Annotated in this window: 14 protein-coding genes and 1 pseudogene; 10 read left to right on the forward strand and 5 right to left on the reverse strand. The window is 48.3% G+C overall.

Translation table 11 applies throughout. From position 1 onward, the window contains the following. Positions 1 to 13: 13 nt before the first annotated feature. Positions 14 to 922: pseudogene (locus PG862_RS06085) on the reverse strand (IS1634 family transposase); the annotation flags it as partial. A 386-nt stretch (positions 923 to 1308) separates the two neighbouring features. Between PG862_RS06085 and glmS the strand changes: the two are divergent. Beyond that, positions 1309 to 3150 carry a glutamine--fructose-6-phosphate transaminase (isomerizing) gene (gene glmS / locus PG862_RS06090; protein ID WP_118628699.1) on the forward strand — a complete coding sequence of 614 codons (1842 nt, stop codon included), beginning with the start codon at positions 1309 to 1311 and terminating at the stop codon, positions 3148 to 3150. Positions 3151 to 3302: 152 nt separating this feature from the next. On the opposite strand, the gene PG862_RS06095 is transcribed toward glmS, so the two are convergent. After that, a complete protein-coding gene (locus PG862_RS06095; RefSeq protein WP_107000108.1) occupies positions 3303 to 3842 on the reverse strand; it encodes a DUF4364 family protein in 540 nt (179 codons plus the stop codon). 87 nt (positions 3843 to 3929) lie between these two features. Continuing rightward, positions 3930 to 5084 (reverse strand): NAD(P)-dependent malic enzyme, encoded by a 1155-nt coding sequence (locus PG862_RS06100; protein WP_270706847.1) that lies wholly within the window; start codon positions 5082 to 5084, stop codon positions 3930 to 3932. A gap of 400 nt (positions 5085 to 5484) precedes the next feature. Between PG862_RS06100 and PG862_RS06105 the strand changes: the two genes are divergently transcribed. From PG862_RS06105 to PG862_RS06140, 8 genes are all read left to right on the forward strand, one after another. Next, the gene (locus tag PG862_RS06105; RefSeq protein ID WP_270706849.1) at positions 5485 to 6735 is read left to right on the forward strand and encodes an argininosuccinate synthase; all 1251 of its coding nucleotides are present in this window, start codon (positions 5485 to 5487) and stop codon (positions 6733 to 6735) included. A gap of 129 nt (positions 6736 to 6864) precedes the next feature. Next, entirely contained in the window at positions 6865 to 8256 is a 1392-nt protein-coding gene (gene argH / locus PG862_RS06110; RefSeq protein WP_270706851.1) for an argininosuccinate lyase, read from the forward strand. Positions 8257 to 8278: 22 nt separating this feature from the next. Next, positions 8279 to 9217 carry an N-acetyl-gamma-glutamyl-phosphate reductase gene (argC, locus tag PG862_RS06115; protein ID WP_270706852.1) on the forward strand — a complete coding sequence of 313 codons (939 nt, stop codon included), beginning with the start codon at positions 8279 to 8281 and terminating at the stop codon, positions 9215 to 9217. Positions 9218 to 9512: 295 nt separating this feature from the next. Then, complete coding sequence (gene argJ / locus PG862_RS06120) at positions 9513 to 10721, forward strand: bifunctional ornithine acetyltransferase/N-acetylglutamate synthase (RefSeq protein WP_270706853.1); 1209 nt, start codon at positions 9513 to 9515, stop codon at positions 10719 to 10721. A gap of 17 nt (positions 10722 to 10738) precedes the next feature. Then, complete coding sequence (gene argB, locus PG862_RS06125) at positions 10739 to 11587, forward strand: acetylglutamate kinase (RefSeq protein ID WP_408639994.1); 849 nt, start codon at positions 10739 to 10741, stop codon at positions 11585 to 11587. Between the two features lie 31 nt (positions 11588 to 11618). Next, entirely contained in the window at positions 11619 to 12797 is a 1179-nt protein-coding gene (locus tag PG862_RS06130; RefSeq protein WP_107000102.1) for an aspartate aminotransferase family protein, read from the forward strand. Positions 12798 to 12799: 2 nt separating this feature from the next. Next, positions 12800 to 13702: an ornithine carbamoyltransferase gene (argF, locus tag PG862_RS06135; RefSeq protein ID WP_022358782.1), complete on the forward strand. Its 903-nt coding sequence runs from the start codon at positions 12800 to 12802 to the stop codon at positions 13700 to 13702. Between the two features lie 347 nt (positions 13703 to 14049). Then, the gene (locus PG862_RS06140; protein WP_270706855.1) at positions 14050 to 14469 is read left to right on the forward strand and encodes a C-GCAxxG-C-C family protein; all 420 of its coding nucleotides are present in this window, start codon (positions 14050 to 14052) and stop codon (positions 14467 to 14469) included. A 184-nt stretch (positions 14470 to 14653) separates the two neighbouring features. Here PG862_RS06140 and PG862_RS06145 read toward each other — a convergent pair whose 3' ends face one another. Then, a complete protein-coding gene (locus PG862_RS06145) occupies positions 14654 to 15532 on the reverse strand; it encodes an MBL fold metallo-hydrolase (protein WP_270706856.1) in 879 nt (292 codons plus the stop codon). Positions 15533 to 15687: 155 nt separating this feature from the next. Continuing rightward, positions 15688 to 17076 (reverse strand): Na+/H+ antiporter NhaC, encoded by a 1389-nt coding sequence (nhaC, locus tag PG862_RS06150; protein ID WP_270706857.1) that lies wholly within the window; start codon positions 17074 to 17076, stop codon positions 15688 to 15690. A gap of 340 nt (positions 17077 to 17416) precedes the next feature. Between nhaC and PG862_RS06155 the strand changes: the two genes are divergently transcribed. Continuing rightward, positions 17417 to 18754: an MATE family efflux transporter gene (locus PG862_RS06155; RefSeq protein WP_270706858.1), complete on the forward strand. Its 1338-nt coding sequence runs from the start codon at positions 17417 to 17419 to the stop codon at positions 18752 to 18754. Positions 18755 to 18787 lie beyond the last annotated feature (33 nt).

An 18787-nucleotide genomic window follows, 5' to 3' on the forward strand; every position in this document is an offset into this window, starting at 1 on the left:
ATGTGCTATATTATTATCTGGCAGATTTCTGAAGATTTTTTGTGTTTTTTATAATGGTTCGCATTCTGGATTTCGAAATAAATTCCAGATCTGTACGGAAATCGAAATGATCGTGCAGATCGTCCGTTAAATCCGTTCTTTTGTAAGATGGAGTATATCCAAGATTTCCAGGCAATAACGTTACCTGCATGGCTCTCAGGGTAGTGAGAAGAGCGTTGCAAGTGTATTTATCATCCAGCTTTTTTTCTAATAACCGGTAAATAAGAAGACTGAGATAGCAGGTCAGAAAGTGTGCTTTAATCCTGTCCTCACGTCTGACGTAAACAGGACGTTCCTCGAATTCGGTTTTCATAATCCGAAAGCTTTCTTCAATCTCCCAACGCTGCTGATTGATCCGGATAATCTCGTCAACATCACAGTTCATGTTTGTTATAACGGCATAAAAACCATCATATCTGGCCTCATCGGCAACCTTATCCTGATCAAGACTATAAATACAGTCATCGGCAATCTCACCATCTGACGTAACGGAAGTTTTACGAATAAAACGAGCCGGATCATTAGGACTTTTTCCTTTTCGTTTCTTCTCAGAACGGGTGATCATCTTCTCAGCCCGTTCAATCTGCCGATTACGGATTTTTCGCTGGTACGCCTTGTATTTTGGAGAATAAGTAACGATCAATGTCTCGTCAAGTTCCCCAGTGGTCACTGGTACCTCTTTATAATAAATGGAGTTAAATACAGTTTCATCAGATTCATCCAGTGTACTCAGATCAACGAACTTTTTGGAATCGATCAACTTATATTGTGCAGGATTTAAAGCGATATCCTGATCTTCTGCCTTCATCTTTTTCAAGGAATGAGTGATAACATGAGAACGGTTTCCGAAGCTATTAAAAAGCCGGTTTTTCTTGCTTCCAAGTATTTTAGCCTGGAACAGGCTATTTATAAGGGGTTGCGCGGAACGGGATGTTTAGACAAGTGTCAAACTCTCGGGACTGCTTATGGCGGATGGTTTTGAAATGAGATGTGTCTATATGATGACTGACGAAAATATTACAGCAAATGCTGACAAGAAGATTTTTTTTTGGTATAATGAGACAGAATATGTACATGACTGAGAAGAAGGTCTATATCGAAGGTGCCGGTCAGGCGCTATTTAGGGATAAACGACATATTTTATAGAAGATTCTATTTTGAAGAATCAATAGATTTATCATATTCTTGAGATAGAGATACGAAGGCGGGAGTGTCTGAGGCGATATGATGGCAGCGGCTCGCTTGGTTGAAAAAAGGAGGAATAATTATATGTGTGGTATCGTAGGATATACAGGAGACCAGCAGGCGGCTCCGATCTTATTAGCGGGTCTGGAGAAGCTTGAATATCGTGGATACGATTCAGCAGGTCTGGCAGTCAGAGACGGAGAAGGTGTACCAGAGGTTGTAAAGGCGAAGGGACGTCTGCGCGCGCTGGCAGAGAAGACAGACAATGGACGCGCAATGCGGGGCAACTGCGGTATCGGTCATACCCGCTGGGCGACACACGGGGAGCCGTCTGAGAACAATGCACATCCGCACTGCACGGATGACCGCAGCGTGGTAGCGGTTCACAATGGTATTATCGAAAACTATCAGGAAATTCGCGAAAAACTGATTAAAAATGGATATACGTTTTATTCAGATACTGATACAGAGGTGGCTGTAAAGCTGATCGATCATTATTATAAGAAATACAACGAGGGACCGCTCGATGCGATGGCGCGTGCGATGATGCGTATCCGTGGCACGTATGCACTGGCGGTTATGTTTAAGGATTATCCGGAGGAGATCTTTGTAGCCCGTCAGGATAACCCGATGATCATCGGAGTAGGCGAGGGTGAATCCTTTATCGCGTCGGATGTTCCGCCCCTGCTTCCATATACCCGCAAGGTATACTATATCGGCAACCAGGAATTGGGACGCTTACATAAGGGAGAGGTTACTTTCTATAATATTGATCAGGAAGAGATTCAGAAAGAGCTTGTGACGATTGAGTGGGATGCAGAAGCTGCTGAAAAGGGAGGTTATGAGCATTTCATGATTAAGGAGATCCATGAACAGCCGCGTGCGGTTCGGGATACATTAAATTCAGTCATCCGCGATGGTCATATTGACCTGACCGAGGCGGGACTTTCCGATGACGTCATTCGTTCGTTAAAGCGTATTTATATCGTAGCGTGTGGTTCTGCTTACCATGCAGGCGTGGCAGCGCAGTATGTGATCGAAGATCTGGCGCGTATTCCGGTCCGCGTCGAGCTGGCTTCCGAGTTCCGTTACCGGAACCCGATTCTGGAAGAGAACAGTCTGGTTATCATCATCAGCCAGTCGGGCGAGACAGCCGACAGCCTGGCAGCCCTGCGTCTGGCAAAGAGCCAGGGCGTTCCTACGATGGCGATTGTCAATGTGGTAGGTTCCACGATTGCACGTGAGGCAGATCATATTTTCTACACACTGGCAGGACCGGAGATCGCGGTGGCGACCACCAAGGCATATAGCACACAGCTGGTTGCCGGATATCTTCTGGGCGTACAGTTCGCCCATGTGCGCGGTACGATCACAGAAGAAAAATATGAAGAACTCCTTGCAGCCCTGCAGGAACTGCCGGATCAGATCGCGAAGCTGCTCGAAGATGACAAAGAACGCATCCAGTGGTTCGCAGCGAAATATGCCAATGCAAAAGACGTGTTCTTCATCGGCCGCGGCATCGACTACGCAGTCAGCATGGAAGGCAGCCTGAAATTAAAAGAGATCAGCTACATCCATTCCGAAGCATATGCAGCTGGAGAATTAAAACACGGAACCATCAGCCTGATTGAGGATGGTATCCTCGTAGTCAGCATCCTGACCCAGGAAGCCCTGTATGAGAAGATGATCAGCAACATGGTAGAAGTAAAATGCCGCGGCGCTTACCTCATGGGACTCACAACTGCAGGCAACTACAATATTGAAGACACCGTCGATTTCGCAGTCTATGTACCGAAGACTGACGAGCACTTTACACCGAGCTTAGCGGTTGTGCCGCTGCAGCTGCTGGGATATTATGTAAGTGTTTCGAAGGGACTGGATGTAGATAAGCCTAGAAACCTGGCGAAGAGTGTTACGGTAGAGTAAGATGGTTTTTTAATTATTTATAGCATAGCAAGAAAAAAACTGGAATTAATACAGAAAAAAGAAGCCCCCATCAAGATGCAGAACAGGTTTTCCCTGAATCAGTTGTACGCATCTTGATGGGGCTTCTTTTTTCGTCTCTATCGCTAATATTGCTATTTCTTTTCCACCCCATGCTCACTCATCAAAGATTTCATCACATAAGCATAAATCTCTTGGCTTCGATCCTTCCAGTGATTGCACATGATTTCCGCCTGCTCTTTATCCGGCACGGAGATGTCAAGGTTGACAAGAACGGCTTTTCCTTCCCGCACCTCGCAGTGAACGATGTAGTCCTGATTGGTCGATTTATAGAAATCGGAGATCAGCCCTACCTCGTTTCGCATGCGGAAGCGGTTCTGTTTCAGGTATTCATCCATGTCGCTGACGATGGCAGGAGAGATGTTTTTGCCGAAAAATTCCAGCGTTTCCTCGCCCTCCTTAGTGATCTCATAGCGGGAGCTGTTCCGCATCGTCTCCTTTTTTACCAGACCTGCATCCAGAAGCTCGTTCAAGGCCTGCTGGAGTGTGAAATACGTGGTGTACTCACGATCCAGGAAAAAATTGGAGAGCTGCGCGTTGGTCAGCGGAAAATTGACCTGGTGCAGCATATAGAGATTCATCAGTTTGTAAAGTGTCATCGGTTCAGCCAGCATGGAAAAACTCCTTTATTATTATTTCGTAACTGTGTAAATTTTGTGCGGTTCTTACGGTAAATGCGAGAATCGCTTGAATTGTTACGTTTATTTCTTAATGTGTTCCTTCACAGCCTTGGAAACAGCGTCAGCTACACGCGGATCAAATGCTGCCGGAAGAATGTTCTCGTCGCTCAATTCGCTGTCATCAACCAGAGCAGCAATTGCGTTGGCAGCAGCCAGTTTCATTTCTTCGGTGATAGCGGTTGCGCGTCCTTCCAGAGCACCGCGGAAGATGCCTGGGAAGATGAGAACGTTGTTGACCTGGTTCGGGAAATCGGAACGTCCGGTTCCTACGACTTTTGCACCAGCAGCTTTTGCCAGATCCGGCATGATTTCCGGAACCGGGTTTGCCATTGCGAAGAGAATGGAATCTTTATTCATGGAAGCAACCATCTCCTGGGAAACGATGCCCGGAGCAGACACCCCTACGAAGATGTCAGCGCCTTTTAATGCATCGGCAAGTGTGCCCGTCTTGTGCTCTAAGTTGGTAACTTCGACCATCTTTTCCTGCATCCAGTTAAGCCCTTCCATGCCCTTGCAGAGCATACCGGTCTTATCACACATGGTGATATGCGGGAATCCGTAGTTTAAGAGCAGTTTGGTGATGGCAACGCCTGCGCTTCCGGCGCCGTTGACAACGACGCGGCAGTCTTCCTTCTTCTTGCCGGTTACTTTCAGGGCGTTGATGATGCCTGCCAGTACGACGATGGCGGTTCCGTGCTGATCATCGTGGAAAACCGGAATGTTTAACAGTTTCTTTAAACGTTCCTCGATCTCAAAGCAGCGCGGTGCGGAGATGTCCTCCAGGTTGATACCGCCGAATGCCGGGGCAATGCGGACAACTGTCTCGATGATCTCCTCGGTGTCCTGTGTGTCGAGGCAGATCGGGAATGCATTGATGCCGCCGAACTCTTTAAACAGAACGGCTTTTCCTTCCATAACCGGCATAGCTGCTAACGGTCCGATATTGCCAAGTCCCAGAACGGCGCTTCCGTCGGAGACAACGGCTACAGTGTTGGACTTGATGGTGTAGCGGTATGCAGCTTCCGGATCTTCTGCAATTACCTTACATGGTTCTGCAACGCCCGGTGTGTATGCCAGAGCCAGATCCTCTCTGGTTTTTACCTGTACTTTGGAGACGGTATCGAGCTTGCCGTTCCATTTTTCATGAAGTTCGAGTGCTTTTTCATTGATCGTCATGGTTTTTATCCTTTCGAATGCTTTCATTTTATTCTTACATTATAATAGCAATTTTGACATTTTAAATCAAGATGCATATTTTAGAATGCAGGAAGGGCAGTACCATGTTACTGTACACACACAGTAGCACTTATTTATAATACTTATACCTATCATATAGCATAGCATATAAATGAAGTGCGTAAATGTCATTTTTATGCATAAAACACACGAAAAATGCATAAAACACGTTTTTATACAAAAATTATTCATAAAAATGCAAAAAAAGTATTGCATAATTAGGATCAAGGAGGTATAATCTGGGTAATTTCACGTGAGGCATATAAATCTGCCGGTCTTGTTTGACCGGGCAGACAAAGAAAAAAGCGTCACGCAGGCAAATGATTGGAGGAAATGAAAAATGGCTAAGAAATATAATAAAATTGTTCTTGCATATTCAGGCGGTCTGGACACATCGGTTTTAATCCCGTGGCTGAAAGAAAACTATGGCTGTGAGGTTATCGCAGTTTCCGCTGACGTAGGTCAGGGTGCGGAGCTGGATGGTCTGGAAGAGAAGGCATTAAAGACAGGTGCTTCCAAGCTGTACATCGAGGATCTGAAGAAAGAGTTCGTAGATGAGTACATCATCCCGACCATGAAGGCTGGCGCTACTTATGAGCATTACCTGTTAGGTACTTCCTTCGCTCGTCCGATTATCGCTAAGAGAATCGTTGAAATTGCGAAGAAAGAGGGCGCAGACGCTATCTGCCACGGCTGTACCGGTAAAGGAAACGATCAGGTTCGTTTCGAACTGGCTATCAAGGCATTTGCTCCGCAGATGGATGTTATCGCTCCGTGGCGTTTCTGGGAACTGAATTCCCGTGAAAAAGAGATCGAGTACGCAGAGGCTCACAACATTCCGTTAAAGATTACGAAAGAGACCAACTACTCCAAGGATAAGAACCTGTGGCATCTGTCCCATGAGGGTCTGGATCTGGAGGATCCGGCAAACGAGGCTCCGATCAACAAACCTGGATTCCTTGAGTTAGGCGTATCTCCGGAGAATGCACCGGATAAAGCTACTTATGTAACCATCCACTTCGAGAAAGGTGTTCCGACCAGTGTAAACGGCGAGGAGATGGATGCAGAGAAGGTAATCGAGGTTCTGAACAAGGTAGGCGGTGAGAACGGCTGCGGACTTCTGGATATTGTAGAGAACCGTCTGGTTGGCATGAAGAGCCGTGGCGTATATGAGACTCCTGGTGGAGCTATCCTTTACAAGGCTCATGAGAAACTGGAAGAAATCACTCTGGACAAAGAGACACAGCACTACAAACAGCAGCTGGCTCTCAAGTTCGCTGAGTTAGTATACAACGGTCAGTGGTACACACCGCTTCGCAAGGCGATGAGCGCATTTGTCGATTCCACACAGGAGACCGTAACCGGTGATGTAAAACTGAAACTCTACAAGGGCAACATCATTCCGGCATCTGTTACATCCCCGTACAGCCTGTATTCCGCAGGTATGGCTACCTTCGATGAGGATGACTGCTACGATCAGGCAGATTCCGCTGGATTCATCAACCTGTTTGGACTTCCGATCAAGGTTCGCGCCCTGAACGACGAAGTTCTGGCAGCAAAGACCGGCGAGCATTTTCCGAGCGTAGAATAATTTAGGAAAATAGTAAATAATCTGCAGGCGACAAGCCCGCAGCCGATGGTGACCATTGGTTTTCCGGTATCTGCCGGTTCCAATGGTCGCATTGGTTCTAAATCAGAGAATAAAAAGGAGTTTACACTTATGGCAAAGTTATGGGCAGGACGATTCGGAAAAGAGACAGATCTGGAGGTAAATGATTTTAACTCATCGATTTCCTTTGACTGTCGTCTTTATAAGGAAGATATCACAGGCTCCATGGCCCATGCGGCTATGCTGGGCAAGCAGGGCATCATTGCGAAGGAAGAATCAGACAAGATTATCGAAGGACTGAAAGGTATCTTAGCGGATATTGAGGCAGGTAAGATTCATTTCTCACAGGATTATGAGGATATTCATATGAATGTAGAGCAGATTCTGACCGAGCGCATCGGCGATGCCGGAAAACGTCTTCACACGGCGAGATCCAGAAATGATCAGGTTGCACTGGATATGCGTCTTTACGTGAAGAAAGAGATCGTGGCGATCAAAAAGGAAATTCTCGATTTCATGGAAGCACTCTGCGAGAGCGCAAAGAACAATCTGGAAACTGTTATGCCGGGGTATACACATCTGCAGCGTGCACAGCCGGTTACATTTGGACATTATATGATGGCATATGCCAATATGATGCGCCGTGATGTAATCCGTCTGGAAAACTGCTTAGAGGGCATGGATGATATGCCGCTCGGATCCGGCGCGCTGGCTTCCACGACTTATCCGATCGACCGTGATTTTGTACGCCAGCAGCTTGGATTTGCCAGAGTGACCAACAACTCCTTAGACGGTGTTTCCGACCGTGATTACTGCGTAGAGCTGACAGCCGCTTTATCCATCCTGATGATGCATTTGTCCCGTTTCTCTGAGGAAATTATTTCCTGGTGCTCCTGGGAGTTCAAGTTTGTAGAGCTGGATGATGCATTCTCCACCGGTTCTTCCATTATGCCGCAGAAGAAAAACCCGGATGTATGCGAGCTGGTCCGCGGCAAGACAGGACGTGTCTACGGCGATTTATTTACTCTTCTTACAATGTTAAAGGGCATTCCGCTGGCATACAACAAAGATATGCAGGAAGATAAAGAGGCTGTCTTTGATGCGATTGACACCGTAAAACAGTGTCTGCGTGTGCTGACACCGATGTTCTCCACGATGCAGATTCTGAAAGACAATATGAAGAAAGCCGCTCTGAAGGGCTTCATCAATGCAACGGACTGTGCAGATTACCTGACCAAGAAGGGAATGCCGTTCCGTGATGCATACAAGACCGTCGGACAGCTGGTAGCCCAGTGTGTACGTGAGGACAAGTCCTTAGCCGATCTGACACTGGAAGAGTACAAGACACATTCCGATGTCTTTGAAAATGACGTATATGAAGCGATTGATTTGAAAACCTGTGTACGTGGACGTAAGGTAATCGGCGGACCGGCTCCGGAAGAAGTAACCCGCCAGATTTCTGTGATTGAGAAATTTGTAAGAGAACACAAGGTTCAGGAGTAGGACAGGAAACGGGGGACGAACAATGGCGAAACCGAAGATTTATATAGACGGAAAAGAAGGAACAACCGGGCTGCAGATTTACGATCGTCTGGCAAAAAGAGAGGACATCGAGCTGCTTCTGATCGATGAGGCAAAGCGCAAGGACACGGAAGAGCGAAGAAAGCTGATTCATGCGGCGGATATCGTATTCCTGTGCCTGCCGGATGCGGCAGCGATTGAGGCAGTTGCACTGGCGGAAGGTTCTGGGGCGCGCATCATTGATGCATCTACCGCGCACCGGACAGCCAAAGGATGGGCGTACGGCATGGCGGAACTTTCAAAGGAGCACCGCGAGGCGCTCAAAACGTCCAGCCGGGTGGCGAATCCAGGCTGCCATGCAACTGGATTTATCACTTCCGTTTATCCGCTGGTGGCGCAGGGGATCATCCCGAAGGATTATCCGATGACAGTCTTTTCCCTGACCGGCTATTCCGGCGGCGGTAAAAAGATGATTGCCGAGTATGAATCGCCGGAGAAGCCGCAGAGCTATTTCGCACCCCGTATTTATGGTCTGACGCTGAAACATAAGCATCTACCGGAGATGCAGAAGGTCTGCGGACTTGATTATCCGCCGGTCTTTAGTCCGATCGTGGATGACTACTATAAAGGAATGGCGGTCACGATCCAGCTTCAGAACCGCCTCTTAAACGGCGGGCCGACCGCGGAAGATATCTATGAGAAGCTGGCTGGCTGGTATGACGGACAGAAGCTCATTAAGGTACATCCGTTTGGATATGACGGTATGATCGCGGCGGCAGATATGGCAGGCCGAGACAGTCTGGAGCTGATTGTCAATGGTCACGGGGAACAGACCATGGTGACGGCGCTCTTTGATAATCTTGGAAAGGGTGCTTCAGGCGCAGCCGTTCAGAACATGAACCTGATGCTCGGATTTGAGGAGACAACTGGACTGGCACTATAGAAAAGTGCTATAATAAAAGAACGGCAGATGGTTTTTTTAGATATTTTGGGGTTGAGAGATAAAACCATAAAATAGCTGCGGGGGACTATAGAGACGAAGTTATATAAAAATGTACTCTCGGAGTCTTTCTGCACTTGCTTTTGTGGCTGATTTTCCGCCAGCCGCACCCGAATTTCATCAACGTACGCACCGCGTACGCCTCAGAAATTTGGGCACAACTGACAAAAAAACATCTCACAAAATCAAGCACAGAAAGATTCCGAGAGTACATTAAAAATGACAGGAGGAATGTCATATGAAGATAATCGAAGGCGGTGTTTGTGCTGCAAAAGGATTTAAAGCGGGCGCGATGCGCTGTGGAATCCGCAAATCTCATACAAAAAAGGATCTGGCGATGATCCTTTCGGACTGTGTCTGCAACGCATCGGCGGTTTATACGACCAACCGCGTCAAGGCATCACCGATTTTACTGACAAAGGAACATCTGGCCGACGGAAAGGCACAGGCGGTTATTGTCAATTCCGGAAATGCGAACGCGTGCGCTCCGTTTGGCATGGAGAATGCAAGAAGACAGGCAAAGGCAGGCGCGCGAGCGCTGGGCGTTTCGGAGGAAAATGTAATCGTAGCATCGACCGGCGTCATCGGTCAGACGCTTCCGGTTGAGGCGATCGAGGCTCATGCAGGCGAGATGGAGATGAAATATGACAACTCCCTGGTAGCTGCAGAAGCGATCATGACGACCGATACAAAAGTGAAGACGATCGCTGTTGAATTTGATGTAGATGGAACAACCTGCCACATCGGCGGTATCTGTAAGGGTTCCGGCATGATTCACCCGAATATGGGAACGATGCTGTGCTTCATCACAACCGATTGTGCAGTCAGCAGCGAGATGATCCGCAAGGCGCTGTTATTCAATGTAAAACGTACCTTCAACCGTGTGACCGTTGACGGCGATACCTCCACCAACGATATGTGTACCGTTCTGGCAAATGGTATGGCTGGCAATGCGGAGATTACTGCAGAAGGTCCGGCATACGAGGCATTCTGCGAGGCATTGCAGGCAGTCATGCAGGATCTGGCTCGTAAGATTGCGGCAGACGGCGAGGGCGCAAGCAAGCTGATGACCTGTACCGTGAAGGGAGCGAAGGATGAGGAGACAGCCGAGGTACTGGCAAAATCCATCGCCGGTTCTTCCCTGACCAAAGCAGCAATGTTCGGTTCCGATGCGAACTGGGGACGCGTTCTCTGCGCGATGGGCTATTCCGGAGCTGCGTTTAACACGGAGAAAGTGTTAGTCGAGTTTGCCTCCAAAGAGGGCAGCATTGCAGTCTGTGAGGACGGCAGGGGACTCGATTTTGATGAAGATCTGGCAAAGAAAATCTTAAGCCAGGATGAAGTGGAGATCAATGTAACACTTCAGGAAGGCAGCGGAAGCGCTACCTGCTGGGGATGCGATTTGACCTATGATTATGTGAAGATTAATGGAGATTATCGGACGTGATGAAAACAGGATCAAAAATGAGCGCAGAAGTCCTGGTAGAGGCGCTGCCATATATTCAGGAATATGCTGGTAAAATTATCGTTGTAAAATACGGCGGAAACGCCATGATTAATGAAGATTTAAAGCAGGCGGTGATCGAGGATATCGTCCTTTTAAATCTGGTAGGCATCAAGGTCGTGCTGGTACACGGCGGTGGTCCGGAAATTTCGGAGATGCTCAAAAAAATCGGAAAAGAGTCTAAATTTGTCAAAGGTCTGCGCTACACAGACCGCGAGACGATGGATATTGTCCAGATGATTCTCTGCGGCAAGGTTAACAAAAACCTTGTTTCCCTGTTTGAGAAAGCAGGCGGACATGCCGTTGGTCTGGGCGGCATGGACGGCGGACTCTTTAAGGCGATCCAGTTAGTCGATCCGGATGGAACGGAATACGGCTATGTGGGAGATATTAAAGAAGTCAATGAGAAAGTCGTTCTCGATGTTTTAAATGAGGGCTTTATCCCGGTTGTTTCCTCCGTGGCAGCAGGCATGGACGAGGAGACAAACTATAACATCAATGCAGATACGGCAGCGGAGAAGCTGGCGGTGGCACTGAAAGCGAAAAAACTGATTCTTCTGACGGATGTATGCGGTCTGATGCGCGATCCGAAAGACGATTCGACATTGATTCCGAGACTGAAAGTTTCCGAGGTTCCGGCACTCATCAAAGAGGGCGTGATCTCCGGCGGCATGATTCCGAAGGTAGATTGCTGCGTTGAGGCAGTGCGCCAGGGCGTAGAACGTGCCAATATCCAGGATGGTCGTGTGCCGCACTCGATTCTGGTCGAGCTTTTGAGCAATGACGGTGTAGGAACCATGTTCTCGTAAACAAAGTTTGAAAGATGCATGGAGGATTTTTATGACATTTGAAGAAATCAAGCAGGGCGAAGAAACATATATCATGCATACATACGGCCGCTTTCCGATTGCGCTGGATCACGGAAAAGGCGCGACGCTGTGGGATACGGAGGGAAAGAAATACATTGATCTGACCTCCGGCATCGGTGTCAACAGTCTTGGTCATGACAACGATGCGCTGACGACTGCGATATCGGAGCAGGCACATAAGCTGATGCACGCCTGCAACCTGTATTACACCGAGCCTATGGTGCAGGCAGCAAAGAAGTTGGTCGATGCAGCCGGAATGGGAAAAATCTTTTTTGCAAACTCCGGTGCGGAAGCCAACGAGGGTATGATCAAGCTGGCAAGAAAGTATTCCTTTGACAAATACGGCGAGGGAAGAAATAAGATTATCACGCTGAAACAGTCCTTCCACGGACGTACCGTGACGACATTAAAGGCAACCGGACAGGACAAGTTTCATCAGTATTTCTTCCCATTTACGGAAGGATTTGATTATGCAGCAGCCAATGATATCGAAGACATGAAGCGCAAGATCGATGGTACGACCTGCGCTGTCATGATGGAGATGATTCAGGGCGAGGGCGGCGTCCTTCCGCTTGATAAGGAATTTGTACAGGCAACTGCCGAGTTCTGCAAGGAGAAGGACATCCTGCTTCTGATTGACGAGGTTCAGACGGGCATCGGACGTACCGGAAGCCTGTTCTGCTATGAGCAGTACGGCGTTCAGCCGAACATCATCAGTATGGCCAAAGGACTCGGCGGCGGTGTTCCGATCGGTGCTGTCATGGCGGATAAGAAATGCCAGGATGTACTGGGCGCCGGTACGCACGGTACAACCTTCGGCGGCAATCCGCTCTGCTGTGCGGCTGCCAATACCGTATTAGATATCGTAAATAAGCCGGAATTCCTGAAATCGGTTCAGGAAAAGGGCGAGTACCTGAAAAAGGAGATTTTAGCGATCGGTTCTCCAAAGGTAAAGACTGTTCGCGGCATGGGATTGATGTTAGGCATCGTAGTGGACAAAGATGAGAGAGCTGCGATGGTCAGTCAGTTGATGGAAAAAGGCGTCCTGGTCCTGACAGCCGGTACAGAGGCGATCCGTCTGCTTCCGCCCCTTGTCATCACGAAAGAGGAGATGGACGAGGCAATCGCTGCTATGAGGGAGGTATTTTAGACATGAAGCATTTATTAAAGCTGTTAGACTGCACACCGGAGGAGATTACCTCGATCCTGGATCTGGCAGATCAGTTAAAATATGAACGAAAACATCACATTTCACATCGTCTTCTGGAGGGCAAATCTATCGGTCTGATTTTCCAGAAGTCATCCACCCGTACCAGAGTTTCCTTTGAGACAGGTATGTTCCAGCTCGGCGGACAGGCACTGTTCCTTTCCTCCCGCGACTTACAGATCGGACGCGGTGAGCCGGTACAGGATACCGCACGCGTACTCTCCCGTTATCTGGACGGCATCATGATCCGTACCTACGAGCAGAAAGAAGTGGAGGATCTGGCAAAATACGGTTCTATCCCGATCATCAACGGTCTGACTGATTTCTGCCATCCGTGCCAGGTACTGGCTGACCTGATGACGATCCGTGAGAAATACGGCGTACTGAAAGGGCTCAAGATGTGTTACATCGGCGACGGCAACAACATGGCGAACTCCCTGATCGTAGGCGGTCTGAAATCGGATATGCAGGTATCTATCGCAACTCCGGATAATTACCGTCCGGCGAAAGAAGTGCTGGATTTCGCAGCTGGCAATGACGCATTTACACTGGTAAATGATCCGATCAAGGCAGTGGAAAATGCAGACGTTGTCATCACAGATACATGGACTTCCATGGGTCAGGAAGAAGAGAAGAAGATCCGCCAGCAGGCATTCCAGGGATATCAGATCAATGATGAACTGATGGCTGCGGCAAAACCGGGGGCGATGGTAATGCACTGTCTGCCGGCTTACCGTGGACAGGAAATTACCGAGAAGATCTTTGAAGAACATGCGTCAGAGATCTTTGAAGAGGCGGAAAACCGGTTGCATGCCCAGAAGGCGGTTATGGTTACGCTGATGAAATAGAAATATATAGAAATGCATAAAAATGGCAAGGTGACGCGCCAGAAGCCAAATGCCCTCCGTTGCGGTTTCGGAGCCGGTAACACTAGGCTTGCATAGATTTGTTAAAAGCAGAGTCCAAAATACAAACTCGCTTCGCTCAGACAGGTGTATTTTGAACTCTAACACAAATCTCTGCGAGCCAAGAGTTACCAAGACTCCTGCAAATGCAACGGAGGGCATTTGGCTTCTGGCGCTGTATGTTGTATGCTTTTTGGGGTGTTTAAAAAGTGGGAATGTATGTTATAATTGGCATAAATAGTACAATATAAAAAAATTAGCAGATTAAGAAAATTTTAGGAGGTATCAGTATGACGAAAGAAGAGATTTCAGCGCGTCAGCAGCAGGCGGCTCAGTTTCATGCAATGGGGTATAATTGTGCCCAGTCGGTGGCGTGTGCGTTTGCGGATAAGGTGGATTTGGACAAGGTGGCGCTGTTTAAGGTGACGGAGGGGCTTGGTCTTGGCATGGGCGGCATGAATGGTACCTGCGGGGCCATTTCGGCGGCGGCTGTGCTGGCAGGGCTGAAGGATAGTACCGGGGATCTGGAGCTGGCGAATTCGAAGGCGGTTTCTTATAAGGATGCCAAAGAGTGCATCGCGCGTTTCCTTGAGAAGAACCAGAGCGTGGTCTGTAGGGATTTGAAGGGTGTGGAGACGGGAAATGTGCTGCGTGCCTGTCCGGACTGCATCAGCGATGCGGTGGAGATTATCGGAGAAGTATTGTTCTAATATATTCTCCCAAAGTGGCACGTTTGAAACTTCAGGTCTATGTTTTCCGTACCGTAGAATGAGTCAGACTGGATGGCAGATATTCTCCATTGTGTGAGAATATCTGCTTTTTATATATAAGGCTTGAAGGTCTGAGAACAGGGGTGGCAGCGACTGACTTAATTCGCATCCCCTTAAATTTTTCTTAGAATACATCCAAATCCTGTCCATTTACAACGGCGCCTTCATATCCAGCATCACGGATTTCCTGCAAAATGGCGGTGTTTCTGCGCGCCATCTCAACCTCGACATCGCGGGTGTTGTCCTGGATTTCCATGTGATAGATACGGTGGTAGGTAACCAGAAGCTGCGGGTGTGCTTTGGCGGCAATCTTTGCCAGATCAACGCTGAGAGTGTGAACTTCCTGGTGGTATTTCTGCCATTTTGGCTCTCTGGCGGAAAGACCGGCGGTGTACTCGACCTCATGGAGGAGGATATCGCAGCCTTCCGCTTTCTGCGCCACAATCTCAAGCGGAGCCGTGTCACCGCTGATCACGATCACTTTATCCGGTGTTGTAAACTTAAATCCGTAGCTTTCAAGCGTACCGTGGCTGACTGGAAATGCTTCAACCGTCACACGGTCATCCTGATAAATGATACCAGGCTGGATATCAGTAGTTTCGACTTTGTAGCCATTTTCGTTGGCTTTTTCAAAGCCGTGGATACGGAAGTTGATGTCCGTCTCATATGCTTTTAAAATATGTTCGGTCATGTTCTGGATGCCTTTTGGACCGAATACTTTCAGAGGTTCCGGGCGTTCCAGCACCCAGGGGGTAAAAATGAGATCCGGATAGCCAGCCGTGTGATCGGTGTGCAGATGTGTGCAGAATGCGATCATCAGCCGGTCCGGGCGCAGGGCATCAATTCCCTGTTGGTATGCTTTCGCCGCCTGACGAACAACGCCAGGACCAAAATCTACAAGATAAGCGCGGTCGCCTACGACAACTGCGGAAGAAGGACCGCTGGCATTCGGGCAGGCGTTCGGGGTGCCGGTTCCGAGAAGTACAAGCTTTGTTTCCATCATAAATATTCATCTCCTGATTTCATATGTAATATATTTTGCTCGAAATCATGAAAAAAGTTCGGGCAAATTAGATGTGTTCAGCCTTTGCACAGGTAAACACCGTGTCAAAGGCTGAATATATGTTTCGATCCTTTTGTTTTCATCAAGTGAAAGGTTTAATTTTGAGCGTCGTCTGTATGCCGGATGGAGATTCCCGTAAATCCATAGAAAATACTGAACAAAGGTGTTAAGTACAGTAAGAACAGGTACGGGAAGAATACGGACCAGGCAACGCCGAGGGTTCCAGACATGTATACACAGTAACCGTGCCACGGAATCATCGGACCGGATAAAGTACCTGCGTCCTCAAGGGTACGAGAAAGGATTTCTGGTGTGATTTTTCTGGATTTGAACAGCGGTTTCATCATATTTCCAGTCAGGACGTGGGACATCGGCTGGGAACAGCTGATTAAGCTGGTTACATAGCCGACTAAAAGGCTTGCTGCAATCAGGCTGCCATCGCTGTTGATGTGATTTACGATGGCGTTTAAGAGATTGCCGAGAACGCCGAGGCGATCCAGCATACCGCCCATACCAACTGCAAAGCAGATGATTGCCACATACTGAAGCATGCTGCTCATACCGCCGCGGTTTAAGATGGTCTGTAAAATACCTTCCTCAATGCTGGTACTGTATCCGTTGTAAGCAACACGGATGATACTCTGCAGAGTTGCGCCCTGATAGAAGAAAGAGACAGCTCCGGCGCAGATGGCGGAAAGACCAAGGGAGACAACCGCGTTTACTTTGCATAAAAGCAGAATAATGATTGCGATGGCTGGCAGCAGAGTGATGAAGCCAAGTTTAAACTCATCTTGCAGGGCATCGATGTATGTCAGAAGATTTCCAGTTTCATAGTTCCCTGAAGTCTGGCTGATGCCAAGAATTACAAAGAGAACCAGGCTGATGACAAAGGTCGGAAGCGTGGTCCAGAGCATGGAACGCACGTGGTCGTTTAATTTAGAGCCAGCAACCGCTGGAGCCAGGTTGGTTGTGTCGGAAAGCGGGCTTAATTTGTCACCGAACATCGCGCCGCAGATGACAGCACCTGCCACCATGCCAGGATGGATGCCCATCGCGTTGCCGATTGCCATCATGGCAACACCGGCACTGCCGACGGAACCGTAGGAGGTTCCGGTCACAAGGCTTAATACGGCACAGAAAATCAGGGTCAGAGGCAGCAGCCAGGTCGGGTTGATCAGTTTTAAACCGCCGACAATGATGGTTGCAATCGTGCCGCTTTGCAGCCAGGTACCGATCATGACGCCGATTGCCATGAGCAGGCACAAGGTAGGAACGACAACCCGGATCGCGTCGTAAGCGCCGTTTACAACATGCTCATAATTTATGCGTAATACCTTACAAAACAGATAGATGATGATCCAGCTCATAAATAGTCCAATCATCGGTCCGCCCGTTTTCAGCCGGATGCAGACTGCAACCGCTCCGATGATCAGGAGCAGAAGCAGAAGCGATTGAGGCATGTTTAATTTTTTGTCTTCGCTCATAACATAGTTCCTCCCTAATGTGAAAATCGTGCTTTTTTGAATTTAATGCGTTGAGGTTTAACGCGTTAAATTGTAAATTTATTTTCATTATACAGAATAATTCCGAAAAAATCAACCGTAGGAATAATATTTATTTGGCTCAAGGGAGAAGAGGTGCAGGTGATGTTCCGTGATGTGAAGAATTATGATATAATGAGCGCAAGTGAGCCAGAAAGCTGCTTGCAGATTTATGGCGAACGGCGAATGGCGATCACGATAGCTGCGTCAGCAGCGGTAAGCATCGAAGATGCGAATCGTGATATAATGGCAGAATTACTTAAAAATTTGACAGGAGAATGTTATGGAACAGAGGATTCAGTTATCGGATCATTTCGGTTTTGGGAGATTGATCCGGTTTACAATTCCATCTATTTTAATGATGATTTTTACCTCCATTTACGGAGTGGTAGATGGATATTTTGTATCGAATTTTGTAGGAAAAACGCCGTTTGCGGCGGTCAATTTCATTATGCCGTTTCTGATGGTCGTAGGTGCCATGGGATTTATGTTCGGCACGGGTGGAAGTGCCCTGATCGCCCGGATTATGGGCGAGGGCAGGCGTGAGAAGGCGCAGGAGATTTTTTCCCTTCTGATCGCTGCGACCTTTGTTTCTGGTCTGGTAATTGCGGTTATCAGTATTCTGTTTTTACCGCAGATCGCTGCCTTTCTTGGCGCGGAGGGAGAGATGCTGGCGGACTGCATCCGGTATGGACGGATCATTCTGGTGGCGCTTCCGTTTTTAATGTTGCAGTATGCGTTTGGCAGCCTTTCCGTGACGGCGGAGAAGCCGAAGCTGGGGCTGATTGTAACGATCATTTCGGGTGTGCTCAATATGACGGGAGATGTTCTGTTCATGGGAGTGTTCCATTGGGGAATTGCCGGAGCGGCGATGGCGACTGCGATGGGACAGATCATAGGCGGAACGATACCGCTGGTTTATTTCCTGCGGAAGAACAGCAGCAGCCTGCGCCTTCGCAGACCAAAGTGGGATGGAGGAGCGCTCAGACGTGCCTGCACCAACGGTGTATCGGAATTGATGAGCAGTATTTCCATGTCCATTGTCGGCATGCTGTATAACGCGCAGCTGATGCGCTACGCGGGAGAAAACGGAGTCGCAGCTTACGGAACCATCATGTATGTGGATTTTATTTTCCTTGCGATTTTCATCGGTTATGCGACCGGCGTAGCTCCGGTTATCAGCTATCACTACGGCGCAGGAAATAAAAAGGAGTTAAATAACCTGCTAAAGCGCAGTGTGCTTCTGATCGCGGCGGCGTCTCTGAGCATGCTGCTGCTGTCCGAGGTGATGGCGGCACCGTTGGCAGCTATTTTCGTAGGATATGATGCCGGGCTTCTGGACATGACGGTACATGCGTATTCCATTTATGCGGTTTCGTTCTTATTCTGCGGTTTCTCCATTTTCAGTTCCGCCTTTTTTACGGCGCTGGGAGATGGACTGACCTCGGCGCTGATAGCATTTTTGCGTACTCTTGTGTTTGAAAGTGCATCGGTTATCATTCTGCCGCTGCTCCTGGGCTTGAACGGAATCTGGGGTGCAATTATCGTGGCGGAATGTATGTCCGTGACGGTGTCAGTTATCTTTTTGGTGGCGAAGAGAAGGAGGTATCAATATTTTTAGGACAATAAGCGGGAATCCTCGGCAATTCAATTA

Origin of the sequence: Clostridium fessum (assembly GCF_027698965.1) — a bacterium.
In the GTDB taxonomy this organism is placed as follows: Bacteria; Bacillota; Clostridia; order Lachnospirales; family Lachnospiraceae; genus Otoolea; species Otoolea fessa.

Bases quoted from the DNA above. Each gene is read 5' to 3' on its own strand.
- glmS (WP_118628699.1), top strand. From the start codon at position 1,309: ATGTGTGGTATCGTAGGATATACAGGAGACCAGCAGGCGGCTCCGATC.
- PG862_RS06095 (WP_107000108.1), bottom strand. From the start codon at position 3,842: ATGCTGGCTGAACCGATGACACTTTACAAACTGATGAATCTCTATATG.
- PG862_RS06100 (WP_270706847.1), bottom strand. From the start codon at position 5,084: ATGACGATCAATGAAAAAGCACTCGAACTTCATGAAAAATGGAACGGC.
- PG862_RS06105 (WP_270706849.1), top strand. From the start codon at position 5,485: ATGGCTAAGAAATATAATAAAATTGTTCTTGCATATTCAGGCGGTCTG.
- argH (WP_270706851.1), top strand. From the start codon at position 6,865: ATGGCAAAGTTATGGGCAGGACGATTCGGAAAAGAGACAGATCTGGAG.
- argC (WP_270706852.1), top strand. From the start codon at position 8,279: ATGGCGAAACCGAAGATTTATATAGACGGAAAAGAAGGAACAACCGGG.
- argJ (WP_270706853.1), top strand. From the start codon at position 9,513: ATGAAGATAATCGAAGGCGGTGTTTGTGCTGCAAAAGGATTTAAAGCG.
- argB (WP_408639994.1), top strand. From the start codon at position 10,739: ATGAGCGCAGAAGTCCTGGTAGAGGCGCTGCCATATATTCAGGAATAT.
- PG862_RS06130 (WP_107000102.1), top strand. From the start codon at position 11,619: ATGACATTTGAAGAAATCAAGCAGGGCGAAGAAACATATATCATGCAT.
- argF (WP_022358782.1), top strand. From the start codon at position 12,800: ATGAAGCATTTATTAAAGCTGTTAGACTGCACACCGGAGGAGATTACC.
- PG862_RS06140 (WP_270706855.1), top strand. From the start codon at position 14,050: ATGACGAAAGAAGAGATTTCAGCGCGTCAGCAGCAGGCGGCTCAGTTT.
- PG862_RS06145 (WP_270706856.1), bottom strand. From the start codon at position 15,532: ATGATGGAAACAAAGCTTGTACTTCTCGGAACCGGCACCCCGAACGCC.
- nhaC (WP_270706857.1), bottom strand. From the start codon at position 17,076: ATGAGCGAAGACAAAAAATTAAACATGCCTCAATCGCTTCTGCTTCTG.
- PG862_RS06155 (WP_270706858.1), top strand. From the start codon at position 17,417: ATGGAACAGAGGATTCAGTTATCGGATCATTTCGGTTTTGGGAGATTG.